The sequence below is a fragment of the Phycicoccus jejuensis genome (assembly GCF_044797865.1).
Taxonomy (GTDB): Bacteria; Actinomycetota; Actinomycetes; order Actinomycetales; family Dermatophilaceae; genus Phycicoccus; species Phycicoccus jejuensis.
Genome location: NZ_CP085209.1, coordinates 620,786 through 642,366, shown reverse-complemented (window position 1 = coordinate 642,366; position 21,581 = coordinate 620,786). Strand labels below are relative to the sequence as shown.

The following is a 21,581-nucleotide window of genomic DNA, read 5'->3' as shown; positions in this document are numbered from 1 at the left end:
CCCGGACCGGACCGTGGACGCATGGACACCGCCACCCTGCGCACGGCCTCCGGCCCCGGGACCCCCGACCTCGCGACGCACCCCGCCACGACGACCCCGAGGACCGGCCGCCTGGCCCGCACCCTTCGGGGGCCGGCCGAGGACCCCGCGTGGGCCCGGCCGGCACTCGTGGCCCTCCTCGTCGTCACGGCCGCCGCCTACCTCTGGAACCTCACGGCGAGCGGGTGGGCGAACAGCTTCTACTCCGCCGCGGTCCAGGCCGGCAGCGTCTCGTGGAAGGCCTTCCTCTTCGGCAGCTCGGACGCCGCGAGCTCGATCACCGTCGACAAGCCGCCGGCGTCGCTCTGGGTCATGGCCCTCTCGGTGCGCCTCCTCGGCCTCTCCTCGTTCGCGATGCTCCTGCCGCAGGTGCTCATGGGCGTCGGCACCGTCTGGGTCACGCACGCGGCCGTGCGCCGGCGCTTCGGCCACGGCGCGGCGCTGCTGGCCGGCGTCGCGCTCGCGCTGACCCCGGTGGCCGTCCTCATGTTCCGGTTCAACAACCCGGACGCCCTCCTGACCCTGCTCATGGCCCTCGCGATCTGGGCGACGCTGCGGGCCGTCGAGGCCGGCTCCTACCGCTGGATCGCCCTCGCGGGTGTCTTCACCGGCCTCGGCTTTCTCACGAAGAGCCTCCAGGTGCTGCTCGTCGTGCCGGCCGTGGCGATCGTCTGGCTCGTCTGCGCGGACACCCCCATCCGCCGGCGACTCGTCGGCGGCCTGCTGTCGGGGGCGGCCTTCCTCGTGAGCGCCGGCTGGTGGGTGGCCGTCGTCGAGCTCACGCCGGCCTCGATGCGCCCGTACATCGGTGGCAGCCAGACCAACTCCTTCCTCGAGCTGACCTTCGGCTACAACGGCCTCGGACGACTCGACGGCTCCGAGGTCGGCCGGGTCGGCGGTGGCGGCGGCTTCTCCGACGGCGTCGGCCTCCTCCGCATGTTCGGCTCCGCGGTCGGCGGCCAGATCTCGTGGCTGCTGCCCGCCGCGCTGGTCCTGCTCGTCGCCGGGCTCGCGCTGCGCGGCCGAGCGCCACGCACGGACCGCCGGCGTGCCGCCTACCTCGCGATGGGCCTGTGGCTCGCCGTCACGGCGCTCGTGTTCTCGCTCATGCAGGGGATCTTCCACGAGTACTACACGGTCGCCCTGGCGCCGGCGATCGCCGCGCTCGTCGGGATGGGCGCCGGCGAGGCGTGGGAGCGACGGCACGACGCCCTCGGCGCCCTCACCCTCGCCGCCGGCACCGCGGCCGCGTCGGTCTGGGGCTTCGTCCTCCTCTCCCGCACGACCTCGTACGGCGGGTGGCTGCGCTTCACCGTCCTCGCGCTCGGGCTCGCGGCGACCCTGATGTTCCTCGTCGCCGGCCGGCTCCACCGCCGAGGCCTCGCCCCCGTGGCCGCCCTCGCGGTCGTCGCCGGGCTCGCCGGCCCCGCGGCGTACTCCGCCTCGACGCTCGCGACCGGGCACAGCGGGTCGATCGTCACGGCCGGACCGGCCGGCAGCCGTGGCGGACCCAGCGGTGGCGGGATGCCGGGGGGCATGCCGCAGGGCGGCCCCGGTGGCGGGCAGGGCGGGATGCCCGGTCAGGCACCCGGCGGCACCACCACCAACCCCAACGGCGGCACCGCGCCCTTCGGCAACGGCACCGCACAGGGCGGCACCGCACAGGGCGGCACCACGCAGGGCGGCACCACGCAGGGCGGGACGTCCCGGGGCGGCGGGATGGGCGGCCTGCTCGACGCCACCACCCCCGACAGCGCGGTCGTCGAGGCCCTCACCGCCGACGCGTCGAGCTACACGTGGGTCGCGGCCGCCGTCGGGTCGCAGAACGCGGCCGGTCTGCAGCTGGCCACCGAGCTGCCGGTCATGGCCGTCGGCGGGTTCAACGGCTCGGACCCCTCCCCGACCCTCGCGCAGTTCCAGCAGTACGTGGCGGACGGACGCATCCACTGGTTCCTCGCCGGCGGTGGGTTCGGTGGGCAGCAGGGCGGCTCGAGCGCCTCGAGCGAGATCGCGACCTGGGTCTCGCAGCACTTCACCGCGCAGACCATCGGCGGGCAGACGTTCTACGACCTGACCCGGACGACGACGGGCTCGGGGCAGTGACCGTCGTGCGGACCCCTGCGAGCGCCGCCCCGGTGCGCTCGCGGGGGTCGGTACCCCGCGAGCTGCTCGTCTTCGCCGTCATCGGGGTCGCGAGCACCGTCCTGCACCTCGGCGGCTTCGTCGTCCTGCGGACGCTCCTCGGGACGCCCCAGGTGGCCAACGCCGTCGCCCTGCTCGTCGCCGCCGTCGCGAACACCTGGGCCAACCGGCGCTGGACGTTCGGCATCCGCGGCCGCGAGGGGGTCGCACGCCATCAGCTGCAGGGGCTGCTCGTGCTGTCCCTCACGCTCGCGATGACCTCGGGCGGGCTGGCGCTGCTGGCCCACGTCGCGCCGGACGCACCGACGTGGGTCGAGACCGGCGTGGTCGCCGTGACCACCGTCGCCGCGACGGCGGTCAAGTACGCCGCGATGCGCTGGTGGGTCTTCGCGCCCCGCGGGCCTCAGAACTCGGCGACGACGAACCCGCCGACGGAGTCCTCGAACAGCACGGCCCCGGTCCAGTCCGCGTCCTCGTAGGTCCCCGTGCACACGACGACCGTCGACGTGGTGACGGCCGGGGTGTCGGGGCAGCTGAGGTCGTCGATGGTCCAGCCGAAGTCGCTCTCGGCGGCGCCGACCGCCCACTCGAGCCGGTCGCCGCTCAGCGCCGCACCGTCCGGGAGCGCGGTCACCTGACCGCGCACCGACTCCGCCCATCCGCCGCCGTCGTCGACCGCGCCGGCGAAGAACCCGCTGCCGGCGAGGAGCAGCGCCACCACGGAGAGGACCACCGCGACGCCCGACGCGACGGCGGCCCCCACGGCCCACCCGACGGCGGCGCCGCCCCCGGTCGAGGCGTGCGCAAGCGCCACGGGCGGCGCCATCGGGTCCGGGCCCGCGAGGTGCGGATGGACCGGCTGCGGGGACGGCGGCTGCGGGAACGGGGCACTCGACACGGCGGCAGTGTGGCAGCCGTCCGCGGGCTCCGTCCCGCGATCCGGCCGACCCCGGGCCGTCCGTCCGATGGGTCGCCGGTCACCGGGCGGGGCGCTTTTGCCCGCAGGTCCCGTGCCGGATACCCTGTGCAAGCGTTGGAGGCGTCGCCTAGTCCGGTCTATGGCGCCGCACTGCTAATGCGGTTTGGGCTAACCGCCCATCGAGGGTTCAAATCCCTCCGCCTCCGCACGAAGAAGTCCCCCGGGGAAGCTTGCGCCCCCGGGGGACTTCGCTGTCTCCCGACGCCTCTCACCCGTCGAGTGAACAGGACACGCCGCCGGCACCCCGGCGCGCACGGCGTGTTCTGTTCACTCGACGGGGTACCGACAGCGGGACGGGCGCGGAGCAGGCGCGGAGCAGGCGCGGAGCAGGCGCGGAGCAGGCGCATGACGAGGCCCCCGGGAAGGCCCAGTCACTCCCGGGGGCCCCGTGACGGCACCGCCGGTCGGCCGGGCAGGGTCGCCGGCCGGCGGTCGCTCGGGGGATGCCTCAGTGCTGCTCGGCGAGGCTCCACATCGTCCAGAGCTCGGTGCGCATCCGCCGGGGCTGCTGGAGCACGTGGACGACGGCGCCGCCGATGTCGGCCGGGTCCATGAACGGCCCCTGCGACGGGTCGCCGTCGCCGAAGCGTCCGTCGGCCGCGGCGAACGGGGTGTTGACCCCCGCGGGCGCGATGACCGTCGTCCGGATGCCCTCGCCGCGCAGCTCGCGGTCGAGGGCGTAGCCGAGGTTCACCTGGGCGCCCTTCGTGGCGGCGTACACCGCCTCCTTGCCACCGCCGATGAGCAGGCCCGCGACCGAGGCGAGGACGACGAGGTCGCCACCGTCGCCCTGGGCGCGGAACTGCCGCACCGCCGCCCGCGTGGTCCAGATGGTGCCCTTGAGCGTGACGTCGACCATGAGCTCGACCTCGTCGGCGCTCTGGTCGAGCACCCCGCCGTAGAAGCCGACGGCGGCGTTGGCGACGACCGAGTCGACCCGGCCCCACGCCTCCACCCCGGCGGCGACCAGCCGGTCGGCGGTCTCCTCGTGGCGGACGTCGCCGACGACGGGGACGACGTGGTCCGACCCCAGCTCCTCGACGAGCCGGTCCAGCCCCTCGGGGCGCAGGTCCCCGGCGACGACGCGGGCCCCGGCCTCGACGGCCAGCCGGACCGTCGCGCCACCGATGCCCCCGCCGGCTCCGGTGACGGCGACGACCGTGCCGGTCAGGTCGCGGCTCGGCGCGGGCATCAGACCACGACCCGACGAGCAGGGGACGACGTCCGGGTCACTTGATGGCTCCCATCGACAGGCCGCGGACGAGCTGCTTCTGGGCGACCCAGCCCGCGACGATGACCGGCAGCGCGGCGATGGTCGCCGCCGCCGAGAGGACCGCGAGGAACTGCCCGCGGCCGTCGACGAACGAGCCGAGGAACGGCGGCGTCGTGCGGGCGGCCGAGGAGGTGAGCAGCGTCGCGAGGAAGTACTCGTTCCAGCTGAAGATGAACGTGATGAGCGCGGCGGACGCGACGCCGGGCAGCACGAGCGGCAGCGCGACCCGGAAGATCTCGCGGCCGAGGCCGGCGCCGTCGACGCGGCAGGCCTCGATGATCTCGAACGGCACCTCGAGGAAGAACGAACGCATCATCCACACCGCCACCGGCAGGTTCACTGCGCCGTAGACGACGGCGAGCATGTAGATGTTGTCGAGCAGCCCGAGCGTCTTGAGGATCATGAACAGCGGCAGCACGACGGCGGCCAGCGGCATGAACCGCGTCGAGATGAAGAACGACAGCGCGTTCTCGACGTTCTTGACCCGGCGGATCGACAGGGCGTAGGCCGCCGGGATGGCGAGGACGACCGCGATGATCGTCGCCGTCACCGCCGCGGTCACCGAGTTGAGCAGGTAGCCCTTCATCCCGCGGTCCATCGCGAGCTGGTAGCCCTCGGTCGACGGCGAGAAGAACAGCTTCGGGTTGACCGACGAGGCGACCGACTCGGGCTTGAAGCCGTTGAGGATCATCCAGAAGACGGGGAAGAAGAACGCGAGCACGAGCACCCACGTGAGCGCGGTGACCAGGGAGCCACGGAGCGAGCGGTTCATCGGCTGCCTCCTGCCATGAAGACCTTGAAGAGGGTGCGCAGCGCCACGGTCGCGACGATGATCGTGAGGATCACCGTGACCACGCCGTAGGCCGCGGCCTGCCCGACGTCCAGGCCGATGAAGGCCCGCTCGTAGAGCAGGTAGGCCAGCGTCTTCGTGCCGCCAGTGCCCTTGGTGAGGATGGCGATGGGGTCGAAGACCTGGAGGATGATGACCGACCCCAGGAGGACGCCGATCTCGACGTACATCCGCAGGTGGGGCAGCGTGATCCACGTGAAGGTGCGCCACGTGCCGGCGCCGTCGACCTGCGCGGCCTCGAGGATGCCCTTGTCCTGGCCCTGCAGCCCGGCCAGGAGGATGAGCATCATGAACGGGGTGAACTGCCACGTGAGGACGATGACGACCGAGAGCATCGGGTGCTCGGTCGACCACGACACGACGGGCAGGCCCAGCGTGCGGGAGAGCCAGTTGAGGATGCCGATGTTCGTGTCGAACATCGAGTACTTCCAGATGAGCGAGGCCGCCGCCGGCATGACGAGGAACGGCGTGATCATCAGCGTGCGGGCGATGGCCCGGCCGCGGAAGGGCCGGTCGAGGAGGATCGCGAAGATCATCCCGAGGGCCACCGAGAGGATGACCGAGAAGGCCGTGATGAGGACGGTCGCCAGCACCGAGGGCCAGAGGTCCCCCGAGGTCAGCGCCGACGCGTAGTTGGACAGACCCGTGAACCCGCGGTCGTTGGGGTACAGCAGGTTCCAGCGGAGCAGCGAGTAGACGATGGTCACGACGAACGGGACCTGCGTCAGGAGGATCAGGAAGATGACGGCGGGCAGCAGCAGCCCGCGCGCGGTCCGCAGCTCCTTCTTGTTCACCCGCCTGGGTTCGGTGGCGGTCTCGGCCTCCACCGTGTCGAGCTCGGTCACGGTCATCTGGGCACTCCCTTGTGCGAGCGGTCTGGCGGGGATGTGGCGACGGGTGCCGAGCCCGGCCGGGGGGACCGGCCTCGGCACCCGTCGCTCACGGGGTGCTGCGGGTCAGCTCTTGTGCTTGTCGCCCGCGGCCTGGGCGAGCGACTGGCACTTGGCGAGGGCGTCGTCGACCGACGAGCGGCCGGCGAGGTAGTCCGCCACGAGCTGGGCGCACTGGTTGCCGACGTCCTGGAACTCGGGGATCGAGACGTACTGGATGCCGACCCACGGCTGCGGGTTGACGCCCGGCTGCTTGGGGTTGACCGAGCTCATGACGTCGAGCGTGATCGGGGCGTAGGCGGCCGCGGCCTCCTTGTACTCCGGGATCTCGTAGGTCGAGGTGCGCGAGCCCGGGGGCACGTTGGACCAGCCGATCTGCTGACCGACGAGCTTGATGTAGTCCTTGCTCGTCGCCCACTTGACGAACTTCAGCGCGGCGTCCTTCTGCTTGGTCGAGGACGGGATGGCGAGGTTCCAGCTCCAGAGCCAGCCGGACTGCTGGGTCTTCTCGACCGGCATGTGCGCGTAGCCCATCTTGCCCTTGACCGGCGAGTCGTCGGCCTCGAGCATCGACGCGGCGACGGAGGCGTCGGCCCACATCGCGGCCTTGCCCTCCTTGAGCGCGGTGAGGCACTCGTTGAAGCTGTACGACACCGGGTCCTTCTCGCCGGACTCGTCGAGCATCGTCTTGTAGAAGGTGACGGCCTGCTTCCACTCCGGGGTGTCGACCGTCGCGTTCCACTGCTCGTCGTACCAGTTGCCGCCGAAGGTCTGCACGACCGTCGTCAGCGGGGCGAAGAGGTCACCCCAGCCGGGCTTGCCGCGCATGCAGATGCCGGCCATGTCGGCGGAGTTGACCTTCTTGGCCGCGTCCGCGACCTGCTGCCAGGTGGGGGTGTCGCCGAGCGTGACGCCCGCCTTGTCGAGGACCTCCTTGTTGTACATGAGGATGGAGGACTCGCCGTAGAACGGGACCGCGAACAGCTTGCCGTCGTAGGTGTTGACGTCGCGCACCGGCGGGAGCAGGTCGTCGACGTCGTAGGCCGAGTCGGACTGCAGGTCCGGCGTGAGGTCGACGAGCCAGCCGTTGGCGCCCCACTGCGGCGTCTCGTACGCGCCGATGGTGACGATGTCGTACTGGCCGGCGCCGCTCGCGACGTCCGCGGTCACGGCGGCGCGCAGGTCGCCCTCCTCCATGACCTGGAAGTTGACGGTCGTGCCGGGGTTGGCCTTCTCGTACTCGGACTTGAGCTTCTCCATGTCCTTCATCTGGCCGTTGTTCACGGTGGCCACGTTGAGGGTGACGTTCCCGCCCCCGCCGCCACCGGCGGAGCCCGAGTCCGTGGAGACGTTCCCCGACGAGCAGGCGGCCAGGGCGAGGGCCGAAGCCAGCGCACCGGCGCCGAAGGTCAGGGCGCGCTTCGTGGTGAGCATGCCTAACTCCTTTGGTAGGTCTTTCCCCCACCCGTCCCCGGGAGGAGGTCCCCGAGCCCGGGGAGCGTTCCGCGTCGCCTTGCCGCGGTGGAACACCGGCAACGTAGAAGGCGGGCGCGCCGGGCGACAAGGACCATGCGCCTCGTCGTTTCGGTACTATTTTTCCGTGCTCACCCGTGCGGGCGACCGTACGGCTGAGCGGCACCGCTGCACGCGGCACCGTGAGCGGGGTCCTGACGAGGATGTCAACGAGGAGTGGTGACGATTTCGTATCAGTCCACCGGCACGCCCCGGCTCAAGCTCGCGGGTTTCCCCTCCTTGGCCGTCGAGGGCACCGAGCCCGACACCCCCCTGGTGCGCGGCCCCTACCCCGACGCCCCGCGGCGCGAGATCATCCCGCCTCACCCCCAGCACGCCCTGCGCGTGCTCACCCACGACTTCCCGAGCGAGATCTGCGGCTGGGGGGCGCACCCCGAGTACGAGATCCACCTCATCACCAAGTCGCACGGGTCGTTCATCGCCGGCGACCACGTCGGGACCTTCTCCCCCGGCCACGTGAGCATCATGGGCCCGAACCTGCCGCACGACTGGGTGAGCGACCTCGAGCCGGGCCAGGTCGCCGTCGACCGCGACGCCGTGATCCAGTTCTCCGACGACTGGATCCGGCAGTGCATGCGGCTCATCCCGGAGCTGCAGGAGGTCGACGAGGTGCTGCGCCTCTCGACGCGCGGGCTCGTCTTCTCCGGGGCCACGGCGTGGCGCGCGGCCGAGACGATCCTCGAGGTGACGCGCACCCAGGGCGCCGAGCAGATGGCGCACTTCTTCCGCCTGCTCGGGCTCTTCGCGGCCGCTCCCCCGGAGGAGCGCGACGTCGTCGCCAGCGAGTGGCTCGGCCGGCCGACCGACGCCGGCTCGCTCGGCGCGGTCGAGGCCGGGCTCGCGTACATCTTCGAGAACCTCACCGGCGACATCCGGCTCTCGACGGCCGCGCGGATGGCCTACATGTCGGAGCCGACGTTCTCGAAGTACTTCAAGTCGGCGACCGGGATGACCTTCAGCAACATGGTCAAGAAGCTGCGGATCGCCCACGCGCGCAGGCTGATCGACACGACCGAGCACCCGATCGCGCAGGTCGCGGCGATGAGCGGCTACCACAACATGGCGAACTTCAACCGGCAGTTCCTCGCCGAGGTCGGCACCACGCCGACGTCGTACCGCAAGCTCGAGTCGTCGCAGAAGCCGCCGCCCGAGGTCTTCAGCCTCGGCCTGCGGGCGCCCGTCGAGCCCTGAGGTCCTGACGGCGCCCGACGGCGCCCGGCCCGCTCAGCCCCCCAGCACCTCGTCGAGCGTGGCCGGCACGCCCTCGGCCGCGAGCGCGCTGCGCATCCGCAGGAACTCCTCGCGGAAGCGCTCGTCGTCGGCGAGGTCGCCGAACACAGCCTCGATGCGCAGGAACGCCGCCGGGTCGTCGTCGGACGCCGCCTCGCGCAGCGCCTGCGCGTGGACCTCGGGCGGGACCTCGCTCTCCGGCAGGCCACCCCGGGCGATGAGGGCCCAGTACTCGGCCCAGGCGGCGACCATGAGCGCCCCGAGGGTCACCGGTCGCCCGGCCTCCAGGTTGGCGCGCAGGGCCGGGAGGGTGAAGGTCGCCATCCGGTTCGCGCCGTCGGTGGCCAGGCGGACGAGGGTGTCGCGGATGCCCGGGTTGGCGAACCGCTCGAGCAGCGTCGCCATGTACCCCGGCAGGTCGATGCCGGGCAGCTCGCCGAGCGTCGGCGCGGCCTCGTCGGCCATGTAGCGCTCGAGGTAGGTGCGGATGCGCTCGTCGCGCATCGTCTCGTCGACGAGCGTGTACCCGACCGGGGCGCCGAGGTAGGCCAGCGCCTGGTGGCTGGCGTTGAGCAGGCGCAGCTTCATCAGCTCGTAGGGCTTGACGTCGTCGACGAACTGCACGTCGACCTGCTCCAGCGCCGGTCGGCCGAGGGGGAACTCGTCCTCGACGATCCACTGCGTGAACGGCTCGGCCGGCACCGGCCAGCGGTCCTCGATGCCGAAGTCGGCGAGCAGCGACTCGCGGTCGGCGTCGGTCGTCGCGGGCGTGATGCGGTCGACCATGCAGTTGGGGAACGAGACCGACGACTCGATCCAGTCCGCGAGCGCCGGGTCGACGAGGCGGGCGAAGCCGGTGACGGTCTGGCGGCAGACCTCGCCGTTGCCCTGGAGGTTGTCGCAGGAGAGGACCGTGAACGGCTCCAGGCCGGCCTCGCGCCGGCGCCGCAGCCCTTCGACGACGTACGCGAAGGCCGTCCGCGGGTTCTCGAGGTGCTCGACGTCGTGGACGACCGCGGCGTCGGTCGCGTCGAAGGCCCCCGTCGCGGCGTTCTTGAGGTACCCGCCCTCGGTGACCGTGAGGCTGACGATCCGCACCGCGGGGTCACAGAGCCGGGCGTAGACGGCCTCGGCGTCCTGCGGCCCGTAGAGGTACTCGAGCACCGACCCGACGACCCGCGGCTCCAGCGAGCCGTCCGGGTGCCGCACGACGAGCGTGAAGAGGCAGTCCTGGGCGCGCATCGCGTCACGCATCGCGGCGTCCTGCGGCAGCACCCCCACCCCGCAGATGCCCCAGTCGAGGCCCTCGCCGCGCTCCATGAGGCGGTCGAGGTACATCGCCTGGTGGGAGCGGTGGAAGTTACCGAACCCGAAGTGGACGATGCCGACCGTGGCGGTCGTGCGGTCGTACGAGGGGCTCGGCACGCCCGCGTCGGGCGCGGTCGTCGTGAGTGCGGTCACCGGAGGGGTCCTTTCGCGCGCGGCCCGCCGCCGCTGTCACGCGCGACGTCGCGGGTCCGTCCCGCATGAAACCAAGGTTCGGGCCGCGTGGGGAGACCCCGGGCCGGGACGGGAACGAAAGCACCAGCACCCGAGGACTTCGTATCGGTCCGACCGCCCGGTGCGGCCGGACCGCGCCTCAGGCGCAGATGTCCTGGTCGGCGGTGCGGGCCTCGATCGTCTTCTCGGGGGACGGCGGGCTGATCGACGGGCTGGGGACCGGGTCGGACCCGAGGCGGTTCGGCAGCTCGACGACGGTCTTGGCGCCGGGGCCGATGACCACGCGGATCGTCGTGCCGAGGCCGTCCGCCTTCTCGGTCTTCGAGCCGGGGAAGGCGGCCGCGACCGTGCGGGCCGCCTGCTCCTGCCCGGAGGAGTACTGGACGAGGACGCCCTCGGTGCGCTCGGCCGTCGAGGCGGTCGTGACGAGGGGGAAGCCCTGGACCTTCAGCGCGTCGGCCTCCTGCTTGGCGAGGCCGTCGACCCCGGTCGCGTTGACGACCGCGACACCGGCGACGTCGGCGGGGCTGACGGTCAGCGGCGCCGCGCTGGCGGTCGGCGTCGGCTTCTTCGTGGGGCCGTCGAGCGGCTCGTCGGTGCGGATCTTCGTCCACAGCGTCTCGGCGGCAGAGGTCCACTGGACCCGGTTGGCGTCCGACGTGTACGGCTCGACCGGCACGGTGACGAACGCGACGTTCTTGATGCCGACGTCCTGCACCGAGGTCGCGAGGTCGCGCATCGTGCCGAGCCCCATGTCCTCGTCGGTCGTCAGCGACCTGGTCGCCGCGTCGAGGAAGCCGTAGAGCTTGTCGGGCCGCAGCAGCAGGGAGGTGCGGGTGGCCTCCTGGACGATCGAGGAGAGGAACGCCTGCTGACGCTTGATCCGGCCGAGGTCGGAGCCGTCACCCTCGGTGTAGCGGACGCGCACGTAGCCGAGCGCCTGGGTGCCGTCGAGGACGTGGCGCCCGGCCGCGAGCTTGAGGTGCGCCCGCCGGTCGTCGATGGCGACGGGGGTGCAGACCGGGACGCCCCCGAGCGCGTCGACCATCCCCTTGAAGCCGTTGAAGTCCACGACCGCGAAGTGGTTGATGAACACCCCGGTGTTCGCCTCGATCGTGTTGATGAGGCAGGCGGGGCCGCCCAGGCTGAACGCGGCGTTGAACTGCTGCACCGGCCACTGCTGCTTGGGGACCTTCGCGTCGCAGTTCGGCGGGATGGGCACCATCGAGTCACGGGGGATCGAGACGACGGTGACGTGCTTGCGGTCACCGGACAGGTGCGCGATGAGCGTGGTGTCGGAGCGGGCCCCCTGGACGGTCGCACCGTCGCCGGTGCCCTGCCCCACCCGGGTGTCGGAGCCGATGAGGAGGATGTTCGTCGGGTCCGCGTCCACCGGGGTCGGACGGTCCTGCGAGAGCGCGCTGCTGATGTCGAGCCGGCTGATGTTGCCGTCGAGGCGCCACCACGCGGCGCCGCCGACGAGGGTGGCCACGGCGACGAACACGACGAGGACGGTGACGATGCGCCGGCGCCGGGGTCGACGCGTGGCGCGCGCGCGCTCGGCGCGCGCCCTCCGGGTGGGCTGCGACACGGTCTGCTCCTTCGGTGCCGACCGTGTCCGGCCGGTGGGCCGGGCGAAAGAGGTACGGACGACCGTCCGAGTGTACGGACGCCACCTGTGCGGCGGCTGGAAACGCGAGCACCGGCGTCGCGTCGGGCGGCCCGGTGGCCCATCGGGTTGGATGTCCCCATGGGACGTCGCACGGGGTGGGTGCTCGGGGTGGTCGCGGCGCTGGTCGTGGTGGCCGGCGGCGGGGCGTGGTGGACGCTCGCCCGAGGCGATGCGCAGGACGACGCGGCCCGGGCCGCCCTGGCCCGCTACGCCGCCGCCTGGCAGGGCAAGGACCTCTCGGCCGTCCCCTTCGCGACCGGCGGCGCGGGCACGGACTTCGCGGCGGCGGTCAAGGGCCTCGGGTCGGCGTCCGTGTCCGCGCGTCCCGGTGCCCTGACGCGCGACGGAGCCACCGCCACCGCCTCCCTCGACGTCACGTGGACGCTCCCCGGCGACGTGGCGTGGAGCTACCGCACCCCCGTGCGCCTCGTCGAGCGCGGCGACCGCTGGCTCGTCGCCGGCCCGACCGACGGCTCCCCGTGGCACCCCTCGCTCGCGGCCGGCGAGCGCCTCGCCCTGAAGCGCACCGCGCCCACCCGCGGCGACCTGCTCGACCGCGACGGCGAGCCGCTCATGCCGCAGGGCACCGTCTACCAGGTGCAGCTCGACCCCGTGCGCGCCGACGCCGCCGACGCCGCGGCGCTCGAGAAGGTGACCGGGGTGCGCGCCGGCTCGGTGGTCGAGGCGCTGGCCCAGCGCGAGAAGTCGGGGTCGCAGGCGCCCATCCCGGTCATCACCTACCGGGAGTCCGACTACCGCTCGCGCGAGGCCCGGCTCGACGCCATCACGGGGGTCATCGCCCCGAGCGCGACCCAGCCCCTCGGCCGGACGCGGACGTTCGGCCAGCCCCTCCTCGGCTCCGTCGGGGAGGTGACGGCCGAGGTCGTCGAGGGCAGCGACGGGCGGTACGTCGCCGGCGACCGCGCGGGCATCAGCGGGCTGCAGCGGCAGTACGACCCCGAGCTCGCGGGGCGCCCGGGCCTCACGGTCGAGGCCGGCGACCGCACGGTCTTCGAGTCCGCCCCGACGGCCGGCTCGGACGTCAGCACCTCCCTCGACCCCGGCGTCCAGGAGGCGGCGGAGCAGGCCCTCGCGGATGCGAAGCTCGGCGTCCCCGGGGCCGTCGTCGCCGTCGACGTCCGCAGCGGCGAGGTGCTCGCCGCCGCGAGCTCCCCGAGCAGCGGGTTCGACCGCGCGATCACCGGCAAGTACCCGCCCGGCTCCACCTTCAAGATCGCCTCGACGTACGCCTACCTGACCAAGGGCCTCACCACCCCGACGAGCACCGTGCCCTGCCCGAAGACGATCACCGTCGACGGCCGCTCGTTCCGCAACTACGCCGGCGAGTCCATCCCCGGCTCGGTCCCGTTTGCGCAGGACTTCGCGCACTCGTGCAACACGGCCTTCATCTCGCTCTCGCAGCGACTCGGCACGACCGACCTGACCGAGGCGGCGAAGGCGCTCGGTATCGGGGCGGGATGGGGGTCGACGCTCGGCGTCGCGGGCGCGTTCGACGGCAGCATCCCCGAGACGCGCACGGGCACCGACCAGGCCGCAGCGGTCATCGGCCAGGCCCGGACCGAGGCCTCGCCGCTCTCCCTCGCGGTGATGTCGGGCAGCGTCGCGCGCGGCACCTACGTGCCGCCGGTGCTCGTGCGCAGCGGCACGACGCCACGGCCCACCCCGCTCGACGGCCAGGCCGTCGCGCAGCTGCGCGCGATGATGGGCGAGGTCGTCTCGAGCGGCACCGCGACGACGCTGCGCGGCACCCCCGGCGGGACCGTCCGCGGCAAGACCGGTACCGCCGACCACGGCGTCGACGAGAAGCCGTACACGTGGTTCACCGGCTACCAGGGGCAGGTGGCGTTCGCCGTCCTCGTCGAGGAGGGCGTGAGCGGCGGGCAGACCGCGGCGCCGGTCGCCAAGCGGTTCCTCACCGCCCTCGCCGAGCGCTGACCGCGCCCCTGCACGGCGTCGAGTGCGCACGTGGTCGCCCCGGCGGCCGTCTGCGCCCTCGACCTCGGCGGACGGGGCGACAGCCGGGCCCGGACGCGGACGACCCCGCCCGGTGCACCCGGGCGGGGTCGTCGTCAGTCGGAGGAGACCGGCGTCAGATCGGGCGGACCTGCTCGGCCTGCGGGCCCTTGGGGCCCTGGGTGACCTCGTACTCGACCTTCTGGTTCTCGTCCAGGCTGCGGTAGCCCTGGGTGTCGATGGCGGAGTAGTGAACGAACACGTCGGGGCCGCCACCGTCCTGGGCGATGAAACCAAAGCCCTTCTCGGCGTTGAACCACTTCACGGTGCCCTGTGCCATGTGGGGGGTACTTCCTTTTCCTGTGTGTCACTCGCCCGGCACACTGCGCGCCGGCCGTGGATGCGACTCCAGCCCCCTGTGGCGCGAGGATGGTTCGACCTTCGAGGTACTGCTGTTGCTGCAACCGGTCACGAAACTAGCAGAGCGCGCCACGCCGCGCCGGGTCCGCGGCGCCCGCGTCCACGGACCGGGAGCGCAGGCCGCTCAGCCCCGCACGAAGCGGCTGACGAGGACGTCGCACTCGGCCTCGGCGAGCAGCCGGACGACCGTCGTGTCGCCGGACCCCGGGCGTCCCCCGTCGCGCAGGCCGACGACGAGCAGCCGCGCCCCGCAGGCGCGGACCGCCTCGAGCAGCTCGTCGGCGGGGGCGAGGCCGCGGGCCGGCTGGCGCACCTCGACGGGCACCCCGCGGCGGGCGAGGTCGGCGCACATCGCCTCGATGTCGCGACGCTGTGCGCGGCCCGTGCCGCGGGGGTCCGCGTCGGCGCCGGCGTTGACGACGACGAGCGGCTCGTCACGCCGTGCGGCCTCGGCGAGCGCGGCCTCGAGGGCGGCGAGCCCGTCGCTGCGCGGGACGTAGCCCACGACGATGGTCATCGCCGGTCCGGTTCGCGCAGAGGGGAACCCGAGGCACACGGCGTCATCCGGCGGGCCCGCCACCTGGGACGTGGCGCCGCACCTGGTGACAGGTACAGGTGCGGCGCCACGCGATCAGGACCGGGAGAGCGTCTTGGCGCCGGTCATGATCGCGACGCCCTCTCCCATGTCGTGCGACTGCGGCGTGATGACACCGGCGCAGCCCCCGAGCCGTTGGATGTGGATGCGGTCGGCGACGTCCCACACGTGCGGCATGTTGTGGCTGATGAGGATGACGGCCAGGCCGCTGTCACGCAGCTGCTTGACCATGTCGAGGACCATCCCCGACTCCTTGACGCCGAGCGCGGCCGTCGGCTCGTCGAGGACGACGACCTTGGACCCGAACGCCGCGGCCCGGGCGACGGCGACTGCCTGACGCTGCCCACCGGAGAGCGTCTCGACGGCCTGACCCATGTTCTGGATCGTCTGGATGCCGAGGTCCTGGACCGACTTGCCGGCGCGCTTCTCCATGCCGCCCTTGTCGAGCATCCGGAACACCGAGCCGAGGATGCCCTTGCGGCGCTCCTCGCGACCCAGGTACAGGTTGCTCGCGATGTCGAGGGCGGGGATGACGGCCAGCTGCTGGTAGACCGTCTCGATGCCGGCCTCGCGGGCGTCCTGCGGCCGTCGGAAGGCGACGTCCTTGCCGTCGAGCCGCAGCTGGCCGGAGTCCGGCAGGTACGCCCCGGTGAGGCACTTGATGAGCGTCGACTTGCCGGCGCCGTTGTCGCCGATGACCGCGAGCACCTCGCCCCGGTAGAGGTCGAGGCTCACGCCGTCGAGGCCGACGACGCGCCCGAAGGTGATGACGAGGTCGCGGGCGGAGAGGATCGGCTCGGCGTCGTAGATGTGCCGACGGTCCTCCGGGATGTGGTCGACCGTGAGCGGGAGCTTGTCGATGGTGCTCATCGGGGTCCCTCGATGGACATGCCCCGCATGGACCACAGGAGCGCGGGTCCCACGCTTCGCGTGGGCGAACTTTCTGGGGTGATCCTCATGCCTTGACCTTCCGGATCCACTGGTCGATGGCGACCGCGACGACGACGAGCACACCGGTCGCGAGGTAGCGCCACTGCTGGTTCACGCCGAGCTGCGAGAGCCCGAACGAGAACGTCTGGACGATGAGCGCGCCGATGAGGGTGCCGATGAGCCGGCCCCGGCCGCCGAAGAGGCTCGTGCCGCCGATGACGACCGCGGTGATCGACGCGAGGTTCGCGTCCGGCACCGCGTTCGGGGTGGCGGCGCCGGCCCGGCCGATGAGGATCCACGCCGCGAGGCCGTAGATGAGCCCGGCCACGGTGTAGACGCCGAGGAGGATGCGCCGGCTCGGGACGCCGGAGAGCCGCGAGGACTCGGCGTCGTCGCCGACGGCGTAGACGTAGCGCCCCCAGGCGGTCTGCGACAGCACGAACGCCATCACCGCGTACATGAGGACGACGACGACGATCCCCCACGTGAGCCGGAAGGACCCGATCCCGAAGCCCTCACCGAGGAAGTTGAGCAGCCGCGGCAGGTGCTCGGCCTGGATGCTCTCGCCTCCCGAGTAGAGCAGCGCGATGGCCGTGAAGATGCTCAGGGTGCCCAGCGTGACGATGAACGGCGGCAGGTTGATCCGCGTGACGAGCAGGCCGTTGACGAGGCCGGCGAGCGTCGCGAGGGCCACGCCGATGAGCAGCGCGAGGAGACCGGGCATCCCGCCGTCACGAGCGAGGGAGGCCATGACCATCATCGAGAGCACCATGATCGCGCCGACCGAGAGGTCGATGCCCGCGGTGAGGATGACGATGGTCTGGCCGACCGCCAGCGCGGCGACGACCGCGGTCTGCTGCAGCAGGATCCCCATCGAGCTCGGCGTCAGGAACGTCGGGGTCGCGACGAAGAAGGCGAGGAACGCCACGAACAGCAGGAACAGCGGACTGAGCCACGGCCGCTTGTGCAGGAGGCCCTGCACGCGCTGGAGGGGCGACTGCTGCCGCCGAGCGAACTCGGCGGCAGCAGAACCGGTGGTGGAGCTCATGCTCAGTTGCCCCAGCAGATCTCGGAGCCCTTGGTCGAGTCGATGCTCTCGACCCCGTCGACCGGCTTGTCGGTGACGAGCGCGACGCCGGTGTCGAAGAAGTCGAGACCCTCGGTGGTCTTCGGCTTCTCGCCACCACGGGCGATCTTGGCGATCGCCTCCATGCCGAGGGTCGCCATCTTCAGCGGGTACTGCTGGGCGGTGGCGCCGATGACACCCTCCTTGACGGAGTTGACGCCGGCGCAGCCACCGTCGACCGAGACGATGGTCGCCTGGGTGCCCGCGGCCTTGAGGGCGGCGTTGGCGCCGACGGCGGCCGGCTCGTTGATCGTGTAGACGAGGTTGATGTTCGGGTTCTTCGCGAGGCACTTCTCCATCGCGGTGCGGCCGCCGTCCTCGGCGCCGTTGCTGGCCTCGTTGCAGACGATCGTGTAGTCGCCGCCCTTGCCGCCGGTGTACTTGCCGGTGGGGGCCTCGTCGCCGTTCTTCTTGCCGTCGGCGACGTCGATGCCCATGCCCTCGAGGAAGCCCTGGTCGCGGTTGTAGTCGACCGAGACGATCTTGTCGTCGAAGAGGTCGAGGAGCGCGATGACGGCGGGCTTGCCGTCGAGCGTGGCGGCGGCCCACTGGCCGTCGAGCTTGCCGGCCGAGCGGTTGTCGGTGGCGAAGGTGATGTCGACGGTGTCGGCCGGGTCCGGCGGGGTGTCGAGGGCGATGACGTAGAGGCCGGCGTCGCGGGCCTTCTTGATCGCCGCGTTGACGCCGGTGGACATCGGGGTGATGAGGATGCCCTTGTCGCCGCGGGCGATCGCGTCCTCGATGGCCGTGATCTGGCCCTGGTCGTCACCCTCCTGCTTGCCGGAGGCGACGGTGAGCTTGACGTTGTTCTTGCTGGCGTCGGCCTGCGCGCCCTTCTGCATGGCGACGAAGAACGGGTTGGTGGAGTCCTTGGTGATGAGGGTGACGCCGACGGCGGCCTCCCCACCGGAGCCGGTGTCGGCGTCGCTGCCGCGGTTGCACGCGGTGCTGGTGAGGGCGAGGCCGACGATCGCGGCCGAGACGACGGCACGGCGGGCGGTGCGCGTCGTGGGGATCTGACGGAGCTGCATGTCCGTGACTCTCCTTTGAGTGCTGGGCTGGACCGAACGACGCTGCCAGGTGACAACGTTGTCAGGCCACAGTTGTACCCTCTGCTTGCGCCGAGGTCAAGAGATGGGCTACACCTTGTGACATGGCCGTGACATCGTTGTCAGGAGAGAGTCGCCCCCGAGCGACGATGCGTGACGTCGCGGCCCTGGCGGGGGTGAGCCTCAAGACGGTGTCGCGCGTCGTCAACGAGGAGGCGGGCGTCTCCCCCGACGTCCGCGAGCGTGTCACCGCCGCGGTACAGCGCCTCGACTACCGGCCCAACCTCGCCGCGAGCAACCTCCGGCGCACCGGTGCACGCTCCGGGCTCATCGGCGCCCTCGTCCAGGACGTGTCCAACTCGTTCTCCGCCGGGCTGCTCCGCTCGCTCGAGGACGCCGCCCGCTCGCACCGCACCGGCGTCCTCGCGGCGAGCCTCGACGAGGGGGTCGACCGCGAGCAGGAACTCGTTCACGACCTCGTGACGCGGCGGGTCGACGGCCTCGTCCTCATGCCGGCGAGCGACCGGCAGGACTACCTCGTCGCCGAGCTGCGCACCGGCACACCGGCGGTCTTCGTCGACCGGCCGCCGCGCGGGGTCGACGTCGACTCGGTCGTCATCGACAACCTCCTCGGGGGTCGGATGGCCGCGGAGCACCTGCTCGACCGGGGCCATCGACGCATCGCCGCCCTCTTCCACCTCCCGACCCTGACGACCGCGCAGCTGCGGCGCGAGGGCTTCACCGCCGCGCACACCGACCGCGGCCTGCGCCCCGACCCGCGGCTCGTCGTCGACGGCGTCGCCTCCACCGACGAGGCGAGCGAGGTCGTGCACCGGCTCCTCGACCTCGACGACCCGCCGACCGCGGTCTTCGCGGGCCGGAACATCCTCGCGTCCGGGGCCGTCCGGGCGCTGCGCGAGCGCGGCGTGCACCACGAGGTCGCGCTCGTCGGCTTCGACGACTTCCCGCTGGCCGACCTCCTCGACCCGCCGCTCACCGTCGTCCGCCAGGACGTGACGAAGATCGGCCGGCTCGTCGCGGAGCGGCTCTTCGCGCGCATCGGTGGCGACACCTCGCCGCCGCAGCACCTCGTCGTCGACCCGACGCTCGTCAGCCGCGGCTCCGGGGAGATCCCGCCGCGCGCCTGAGGGCGGTTGCGACACAGGCTGTTCGGCTCGTCAGAGGTCCTTGCGCAGGTGGACGTCCGCGATGCCCCGGGCCGGCACGTCGTCCCAGCGGAAGAGCTCGCGGTAGCCGGCCCGCTCGTAGAACGCCGGCGCCTGGAACGTGAACGACGTGACGTAGACGTGCGCGCAGCCGCGCCGGCGCGCCTCGTCCTCGAACGCGTCGAGCAGCCTGCGGCCCACGCCGGTGCCCCGCTCGTCCTCGCGCACCCAGGTCATCCCGATGCCTGCGGCGACGCCCCAGGTCCAGCCGGAGACGCCGGCCACGAGCTCGCCGTCGTCGTCGGTGACGCGGACGGTCAGCTCCTCCGCCGGGGCGAGTCCCGGTGTCGCGGCGGCGTTCACGCGGTCCAGCTCGTCGGAGAGCCGCTGGTCGAGGGCGGCGTCGGCGGTCCCGGTCGTCAGGCGCATCCGACCATCCTCGTCGATGGACGCGGCGCGCGTCAGCGCCGGAGGTGGCGGGCGCGCGTCATCAGGTAGACGCCGAAGGCGACGAGCCCGAGCGAGACGACCGCGAGCGCGTAGCGGCCGGCCGGGGCGTCCTGGAGGAAGCGCAGCGCGCCGTCGATGCCGGTGGAGGCACTGACGTCGTGCGTCCACGCGGCGATGACGAAGAGCAGCCCGACGATGCCGAACGCGACGCCGCGGGCGACGAACCCGACGATGCCGACGAGCACGAGCGCCCGGCCCGGCCGGCGCGCGAGGTCGACGAGGAAGTCGCGCGAGAGGCCCGACCAGATGCTGAAGGCGCCGACCCCGGCGACCGCGATGCCGGTGCCGACGACGAGGAGCACGCCGCCGGGCAGCGCGAGGAGGGTGCGCGTGATGCCGACCGTCGAGTCCCGGCTCGTCTGCCCCGCACCGATGGCGAAGGCGGCGGCCGCCCAGGCCACTGTCGCGTACGCGATGCCGTCGGCGGCGTGCTCGAGCCGCTTGAGCCGCGTATGGCAGTGGCGGCCGGTCAGGGCGCGGGCGAGGTTCCAGACGGTGACGACCGCGAAGCCGACGACCCCGACCCAGAGGACGGCCCGCCCGCCGAGCGACGTCGCGATCGAGGTGAGCGCGCCCGACTCGTCGGCGGTGCTGCGGCTGTGCCCGAGCCAGACGATCTGCAGGCCGGCCCACCCCATCGCGGCGTGGAGCAGGCCGTCGAGGAAGAACCCCAGGCGCGCACCGGTGCTCACCGCGGCGTGGGTCTCGGCGACCTCCGCGGCTTGCGCGGTCACCTCGGCCACCTGGTGCGCGGTCTCCGCGACCACCTCGACGGCGTCGTGGGCGGCGTCGAGCGCGTCGTGGGCCGCGTCGACGACCGGCGCGGCCAGGTCGGCGGCGGCCTCCCGCACGTGCTCGAGCGGGCCTGTGTCGTCGGGCGCCGCCGTGCCGCCCGGCGGGGTCGGCGTCGCGCTCACCCGCGTCCCCGGTGGGGCGGCGGCGCCTCGTCGACGTTGACCGTGGGGATGCCCGTCCCGGCGCGGGCGATGACCGCGAGCGACGGCTCGCGCCCGGGGTTGGACTCGCGGTGGACGGTGAACGCCGGCACCTGCACGTAGCTGCCCGGCACGGCGTCGACCCATCCCTCGACGCCTTCGCACTCCAGGCGCAGCACGCCGCGGACGACGTAGAGGACGCTGCTGTTGCTGTCGTGGTGGTGCCACCCCGAGACCGCGCCCGGCTCGGTGACGACCTGGCCGGCCCACAGCCCCGGCACCTCGAAGGCCCGCCGGCGCAGCATCCCCGAGGTCGGGTCGGCGTCGACGAGCTCGGCGTCGGTCACGACGCGCACCGGCTGGTGGTCCACCCGCCCACGGTAGCCACCCCACTCCCCCCGTCCCCGACTTCTTGCGAGTTCCGCCGCTCGACACGCCCTCCAGCAGCGTGTCGACCGGCTCAACTCGCAATCAGTCGGATGACACCCAGCCGACTTCTTGCGCATCCGCCACCTCCTCGCGCCCCCGGACGCCCTCGGGACGTGGCAGATGAGCAATCAGTCGCGCCCGATCCCCGACTTCTTGCGAGTTCCGCCGCTCGACACGCCCTCCAGCGGCGTGTCGAGCGGCTCAACTCGCAATCAGTCGAATGACACCCAGGCCGACTTCTTGCGCATCCGCCACCTCCTGGCGCCCCCAGAGGCCCTCGAGAGGTGGCAGATGGGCAATCAGTCGCGCCCGATCCCCCACTTCTTGCGAGTTCCGCCG

20 protein-coding genes and 1 tRNA gene are annotated in these 21,581 nt (G+C 72.5%); 6 read left to right on the top strand and 15 right to left on the bottom strand.

The window, feature by feature from the left end; translation table 11 throughout:
• Nucleotides 1-21: 21 nt before the first annotated feature.
• Complete coding sequence (locus LG324_RS02935) at nucleotides 22-2,142, top strand: ArnT family glycosyltransferase (RefSeq protein WP_404351659.1); 2,121 nt, start codon at nucleotides 22-24, stop codon at nucleotides 2,140-2,142.
• Nucleotides 2,139-2,660 (top strand): GtrA family protein, encoded by a 522-nt coding sequence (locus LG324_RS02930; protein WP_404351656.1) that lies wholly within the window; start codon nucleotides 2,139-2,141, stop codon nucleotides 2,658-2,660. Before LG324_RS02935 ends, LG324_RS02930 begins: the two co-directional genes overlap by 4 nt.
• Here the strand turns inward: LG324_RS02930 and LG324_RS02925 are convergent.
• Complete coding sequence (locus LG324_RS02925) at nucleotides 2,585-3,079, bottom strand: hypothetical protein (protein WP_404351654.1); 495 nt, start codon at nucleotides 3,077-3,079, stop codon at nucleotides 2,585-2,587. The two genes, LG324_RS02930 and LG324_RS02925, sit on opposite strands and share 76 nt — an antisense overlap.
• A gap of 137 nt (nucleotides 3,080-3,216) precedes the next feature.
• Here LG324_RS02925 and LG324_RS02920 point away from each other — a divergent pair.
• Nucleotides 3,217-3,306: transfer RNA gene (locus LG324_RS02920), tRNA-Ser, on the top strand.
• Between the two features lie 302 nt (nucleotides 3,307-3,608).
• Here the strand turns inward: LG324_RS02920 and LG324_RS02915 are convergent.
• The 4 genes from LG324_RS02915 to LG324_RS02900 all read right to left on the bottom strand — a co-directional run bounded on the left by LG324_RS02915 (nucleotide 3,609) and on the right by LG324_RS02900 (nucleotide 7,607).
• Entirely contained in the window at nucleotides 3,609-4,352 is a 744-nt protein-coding gene (locus tag LG324_RS02915) for an SDR family oxidoreductase (protein WP_404351652.1), read from the bottom strand.
• A 37-nt stretch (nucleotides 4,353-4,389) separates the two neighbouring features.
• Complete coding sequence (locus LG324_RS02910; RefSeq protein WP_030526995.1) at nucleotides 4,390-5,205, bottom strand: carbohydrate ABC transporter permease; 816 nt, start codon at nucleotides 5,203-5,205, stop codon at nucleotides 4,390-4,392.
• Nucleotides 5,202-6,134 carry a carbohydrate ABC transporter permease gene (locus tag LG324_RS02905; RefSeq protein ID WP_030526996.1) on the bottom strand — a complete coding sequence of 311 codons (933 nt, stop codon included), beginning with the start codon at nucleotides 6,132-6,134 and terminating at the stop codon, nucleotides 5,202-5,204. Before LG324_RS02905 ends, LG324_RS02910 begins: the two co-directional genes overlap by 4 nt.
• Before the next feature lie 105 nt (nucleotides 6,135-6,239).
• The gene (locus tag LG324_RS02900; RefSeq protein ID WP_207024091.1) at nucleotides 6,240-7,607 is read right to left on the bottom strand and encodes a sugar ABC transporter substrate-binding protein; all 1,368 of its coding nucleotides are present in this window, start codon (nucleotides 7,605-7,607) and stop codon (nucleotides 6,240-6,242) included.
• A 258-nt stretch (nucleotides 7,608-7,865) separates the two neighbouring features.
• On the opposite strand from LG324_RS02900, the gene LG324_RS02895 reads away from it, so the two are divergent.
• Nucleotides 7,866-8,897, top strand: coding sequence for an AraC family transcriptional regulator (locus tag LG324_RS02895; RefSeq protein WP_404351649.1), 1,032 nt, complete (start codon nucleotides 7,866-7,868; stop codon nucleotides 8,895-8,897).
• Between the two features lie 33 nt (nucleotides 8,898-8,930).
• On the opposite strand, the gene LG324_RS02890 is transcribed toward LG324_RS02895, so the two are convergent.
• Both LG324_RS02890 and LG324_RS02885 read right to left on the bottom strand, forming a co-directional pair.
• On the bottom strand, nucleotides 8,931-10,397 hold the full coding sequence (locus LG324_RS02890) for a mannitol dehydrogenase family protein (RefSeq protein ID WP_404351647.1): 1,467 nt from the start codon (nucleotides 10,395-10,397) through the stop codon (nucleotides 8,931-8,933).
• 178 nt (nucleotides 10,398-10,575) lie between these two features.
• A complete protein-coding gene (locus LG324_RS02885) occupies nucleotides 10,576-12,027 on the bottom strand; it encodes an LCP family protein (protein WP_404351645.1) in 1,452 nt (483 codons plus the stop codon).
• A gap of 159 nt (nucleotides 12,028-12,186) precedes the next feature.
• Here LG324_RS02885 and LG324_RS02880 point away from each other — a divergent pair, with 159 nt between their 5' ends.
• The gene (locus tag LG324_RS02880) at nucleotides 12,187-14,064 is read left to right on the top strand and encodes a penicillin-binding transpeptidase domain-containing protein (protein WP_404351643.1); all 1,878 of its coding nucleotides are present in this window, start codon (nucleotides 12,187-12,189) and stop codon (nucleotides 14,062-14,064) included.
• A 154-nt stretch (nucleotides 14,065-14,218) separates the two neighbouring features.
• On the opposite strand, the gene LG324_RS02875 is transcribed toward LG324_RS02880, so the two are convergent.
• The 5 genes from LG324_RS02875 to LG324_RS02855 all read right to left on the bottom strand — a co-directional run bounded on the left by LG324_RS02875 (nucleotide 14,219) and on the right by LG324_RS02855 (nucleotide 18,184).
• Nucleotides 14,219-14,422 (bottom strand): cold-shock protein, encoded by a 204-nt coding sequence (locus tag LG324_RS02875; RefSeq protein WP_030527001.1) that lies wholly within the window; start codon nucleotides 14,420-14,422, stop codon nucleotides 14,219-14,221.
• Between the two features lie 204 nt (nucleotides 14,423-14,626).
• Complete coding sequence (locus tag LG324_RS02870; RefSeq protein ID WP_207024085.1) at nucleotides 14,627-15,019, bottom strand: universal stress protein; 393 nt, start codon at nucleotides 15,017-15,019, stop codon at nucleotides 14,627-14,629.
• Between the two features lie 114 nt (nucleotides 15,020-15,133).
• Nucleotides 15,134-15,967, bottom strand: a complete 834-nt coding sequence (locus tag LG324_RS02865) for an ATP-binding cassette domain-containing protein (RefSeq protein WP_084696580.1) — start codon at nucleotides 15,965-15,967, stop codon at nucleotides 15,134-15,136.
• 85 nt (nucleotides 15,968-16,052) lie between these two features.
• Nucleotides 16,053-17,075 carry an ABC transporter permease gene (locus LG324_RS02860; RefSeq protein ID WP_030527004.1) on the bottom strand — a complete coding sequence of 341 codons (1,023 nt, stop codon included), beginning with the start codon at nucleotides 17,073-17,075 and terminating at the stop codon, nucleotides 16,053-16,055.
• Between the two features lie 2 nt (nucleotides 17,076-17,077).
• Nucleotides 17,078-18,184 carry a substrate-binding domain-containing protein gene (locus tag LG324_RS02855; RefSeq protein WP_030527005.1) on the bottom strand — a complete coding sequence of 369 codons (1,107 nt, stop codon included), beginning with the start codon at nucleotides 18,182-18,184 and terminating at the stop codon, nucleotides 17,078-17,080.
• Nucleotides 18,185-18,306: 122 nt separating this feature from the next.
• Here LG324_RS02855 and LG324_RS02850 point away from each other — a divergent pair, with 122 nt between their 5' ends.
• Complete coding sequence (locus LG324_RS02850; RefSeq protein WP_030527006.1) at nucleotides 18,307-19,350, top strand: LacI family DNA-binding transcriptional regulator; 1,044 nt, start codon at nucleotides 18,307-18,309, stop codon at nucleotides 19,348-19,350.
• Between the two features lie 30 nt (nucleotides 19,351-19,380).
• Here the strand turns inward: LG324_RS02850 and LG324_RS02845 are convergent, their stop codons facing one another.
• From LG324_RS02845 to LG324_RS02835, 3 genes are read right to left on the bottom strand one after another with little or no spacing between them, the layout of a single operon-like run.
• Entirely contained in the window at nucleotides 19,381-19,797 is a 417-nt protein-coding gene (locus tag LG324_RS02845; RefSeq protein WP_404351638.1) for a GNAT family N-acetyltransferase, read from the bottom strand.
• Nucleotides 19,798-19,829: 32 nt separating this feature from the next.
• Complete coding sequence (locus LG324_RS02840) at nucleotides 19,830-20,795, bottom strand: DUF1206 domain-containing protein (protein ID WP_404351636.1); 966 nt, start codon at nucleotides 20,793-20,795, stop codon at nucleotides 19,830-19,832.
• Entirely contained in the window at nucleotides 20,792-21,184 is a 393-nt protein-coding gene (locus tag LG324_RS02835; protein ID WP_242525853.1) for a cupin domain-containing protein, read from the bottom strand. Before LG324_RS02835 ends, LG324_RS02840 begins: the two co-directional genes overlap by 4 nt.
• Between the last annotated feature and the right edge of the window lie 397 nt (nucleotides 21,185-21,581).